The sequence below is a fragment of the Bradyrhizobium sp. genome (assembly GCF_049581145.1).
Classification (GTDB): Bacteria; Pseudomonadota; Alphaproteobacteria; order Rhizobiales; family Xanthobacteraceae; genus Bradyrhizobium.
On sequence record NZ_JBAURI010000223.1, the window covers coordinates 1 to 3,051 of the forward strand.

Below are 3,051 nucleotides of genomic sequence, written 5' to 3' on the forward strand. Positions count from 1 at the left end.
GATCAGAACGGCGCCGACACCGCAGCAAAGTTGCTGTCGGAGAAGCTCAATCGACGCGACGATCTTATGTGTCGGTTTGCGGCCACATTCCGGACGGCTGGCGTGATTTTTCCGGCTTGCCGCATCGGTTGTATCGTAGCAAAACATCAACCTGTCTTGCCGAGATCACGTCGAGGAGCAGGCGGAAATGTCTTTCGCATCGGAAGATTCCTTGCGCGAAAACAGCGCGCGAGCGATCCACTCCCGACTGCAGAGTTCGGCTACCTATCATTAATTGAGTCAGGCGCCAATCGGCGATGCGGGCGGATTGCAACCATGATTTGGTGTGCGGGCAATCTTGCCGCCCTGCCGTAGTTTTACGGTGCGGCGCGGGCAACTCGCCAACCGAAACCCATGACCCTCGGGTCGGGATTTCAGTACATCTTCGGTACATGCAATCAGGCGAGTCGGCGAGGTTCCGCCCTGAAAAGGGCGGGCTCTCGGCAGCCGGATCAAGGCCTGTCTTGAGGTGTACCCTGGCGCGCCTTGCGGGAGACGGCTTGTGTCAGCTCATTCCGGCCCGAACAGCATGCGCGGAAACTCCATCCTCACCGGCCGATCACCGTCGTCCTGACGTTCGACGTACTCCCTGCCCATGCCATCCCTGCGCTCGGAATCTTCGCGAACCTGCTGCTCGACGTCGCCCAGATCGTCCTCGCGCGGCTGTTGGTAGCGGCGCCGCTCCGCCCACTGTTGACGGCGTTCGGTCCTGCGCCTCTCGGCGAGCCGCTTCTGATCCGCAGCCTGCGCCTTGGCATCGGTGGAGGCGGCATTGGCATCGTTCGCCGTGGACGCGGGCGCCGGTTGCGGAGCTTGCTGCTGTATGGCGTTGGCGGTCTCGTTCCGCGGCGGCGAGGCTTGCGTGGATTCTGGTGCGGGCGCGACGACGACCGGCGCGTTGGCCGCGGGCTGGACCGCAGCGAGATACGGCACCGGGGTAAGCTGGTCATGCGCGGCTGCAGCCGTGGTGGACGGTGCTTTTTGCTCGGGCGGCGCGCGCCGCTCGGCCCTCGCCGTGTCGGGTCTGGCGATCTGGGGGCTCATGATGTCGCCCATCAGAAGGCCGCCGCCGAGACCGGCTGCGACGGCAACCACAACGGTTCCCACTCCGGCGAAAAAGGCCATTGAAGCGCGCATGGTTCAGCTCCGTGATTCATGCGGGCAAACGTTCGACGCTGAGCGATGTTCCGGAGGTGCGCGATGCAACGAAGCGGAACCCGGCACATCGATCCATTCCTGATCGGGCCGCGCCAGGCAACCGCTGACTTTTGTTGCGCAGTCTGTCTGAGAGAAGCGCGGCGGCGCAGCCGTCGGGCGCGTCAGATCGCGGAGGCGACCTTATCGAGGCCGATGATGCGCGCAAGCTTGCGCACTTCGTCCTTCTGGTCCTCGCGCAACTGGAACAGCAGCGGCATCGCCGCCGACTTGAGCTGCTGGACCTCCTCCGAATCCGGATCGATCTGCGGCGCGCCGGTCGCGTTCGGATGGGTCTGTCGCGTCGCGTGGATCTTGCGGGCGACCTGGCGCAACGCGACCTCGACGGCCGGCCAGTACGATTCCTGCGAGGACGACAGTTTCAGCCGCTCCTTGATGGTCGCGATCTGGGCATCACTGAGCAGCGCGTAGGATTTCTGCGGCTGCGGCTTCGGTGCGACGGCCGCGGCAATCCTGGGCTTCGGCGGCGTAACCTGCCGCAGCGCTGCGACCGCCTTGGCCGCTTCGACGTCGGCCGGGCTCGAGGACGCATAGGCCTGCCGCAACTGCTCGGTCATCTCAGGGCTCTGCTGTTCCGGCTCCAATGCGGCCAGCGCGTAGCTTGCGACCGACAGCCGATCCGCTTTGGCCGCGCGGTTGGCGACCGGATCCTTGACCACGGGCGCAGCCGTCGCCCCGTCGGCCTCCATGGTGTTGCGGGACAGGATGCTGGTCGCCGCAACGCCCGCGACGAGAAAACAGCACAGCGCAATGATCGTGATCGCTCTCGTCAAGCACGTCTCCGTCATGTCCGGCGAATGCTCGCCACGTTCCCTAACGTTTTGTGTCCTAGACATTTTGTCCACAAGACTTGGCACGAATTAAGGCCTGATCGCGAATTAAGGCTGAACCGCGCCGTCGTCACGGCCCCCACATGTCCGGGGGCTGTGGACAAGCCGCGAAAGCTTCGTAAAATCAAGCTGCGGCCGCCAATTCATAGGCCGCCTGGATGTCGGCGACGATATCGGAGGCCTCCCACACGGCGCCGGGCTCGACTGAGCGCAGGCTGACGGTCCAGTTGCCGCCCCTCGACGTACGTGGCGTCGAGACGATCTCGAATTTCACATTGCGGCACAGAGGATGCCGCTGTAGCGCATGGCTCACGCGGATCCTGATTTCATCCAGCGTCGCCGGCGTCTTCGCAAAAAATGCCTCGAAGTCCATCGCCTTGTTCCCCGTGATTCCACCGCCCTCACAGGGGATTGTCGGCAGCCATGGTTAATGTGGCGTTAAGTGGGAAGCCCGGCACCTCCGCGGCTTGCGTGGCCGCCCTCGATCCGCCATGCGTGATACTCGTCAAGAGTGCGTGATATAAGAACTGCAACCTGAGGAACATCCGTCACGCCTGAGATCGAATGACCCGCGCTCCAGATATCGCGCCAGCGCTTGGGGCGCTGCTCGCGCGCGGCGATATCGATGTCGCTTGCGATGTCGATCGCGCCGCGCGGCGGCAGGTTGTCGGGATCGAGCCCCGCGGCCACGATCGAGGGCTTCAGCATGCTGGTCTGAAGCCCGGTAAAGGCCGTGGTCAGCAGGATATCGTCGGCGCTGCCCGCGACCAGCATGTCCTTGTAGCTGGCGTCGGCCATGCTCTCGCGCGTCGCAATGAACCTGGTGCCCATATAGGCCAGATCGCAGCCAAGCACCTGCGCCGCCCGTAGCGCGTGGCCGTCGGCGATCCCGCCTGCCAACACGATGGGGCCAGTGAAGAACGCCCGCACCGCGCGTACGAAGGCGAACGGATTGAGCCAGCCGGTC

At 64.3% G+C, this 3,051-nt stretch carries 5 protein-coding genes; 1 reads left to right on the forward strand and 4 read right to left on the reverse strand.

Going from position 1 to position 3,051, the window contains the following annotated elements; genetic code table 11:
• On the forward strand, nucleotides 1-354 hold a 354-nt coding region (locus tag WCB02_RS07310), incomplete at its 5' end, for a hypothetical protein (protein WP_423957164.1).
• Between the two features lie 195 nt (nucleotides 355-549).
• Here WCB02_RS07310 and WCB02_RS07315 read toward each other — a convergent pair.
• The 4 genes from WCB02_RS07315 to WCB02_RS07330 all read right to left on the reverse strand — a co-directional run.
• Nucleotides 550-1,095, reverse strand: a complete 546-nt coding sequence (locus WCB02_RS07315; RefSeq protein ID WP_423957165.1) for a hypothetical protein — start codon at nucleotides 1,093-1,095, stop codon at nucleotides 550-552.
• Between the two features lie 263 nt (nucleotides 1,096-1,358).
• Nucleotides 1,359-2,027, reverse strand: coding sequence for a hypothetical protein (locus WCB02_RS07320; RefSeq protein WP_423957166.1), 669 nt, complete (start codon nucleotides 2,025-2,027; stop codon nucleotides 1,359-1,361).
• 181 nt (nucleotides 2,028-2,208) lie between these two features.
• On the reverse strand, nucleotides 2,209-2,457 hold the full coding sequence (locus WCB02_RS07325) for a hypothetical protein (RefSeq protein ID WP_423957167.1): 249 nt from the start codon (nucleotides 2,455-2,457) through the stop codon (nucleotides 2,209-2,211).
• 65 nt (nucleotides 2,458-2,522) lie between these two features.
• A partial coding sequence (locus WCB02_RS07330) for an NAD(P)H-dependent flavin oxidoreductase (protein ID WP_423957168.1) occupies nucleotides 2,523-3,051 on the reverse strand: 529 nt, incomplete at its 5' end.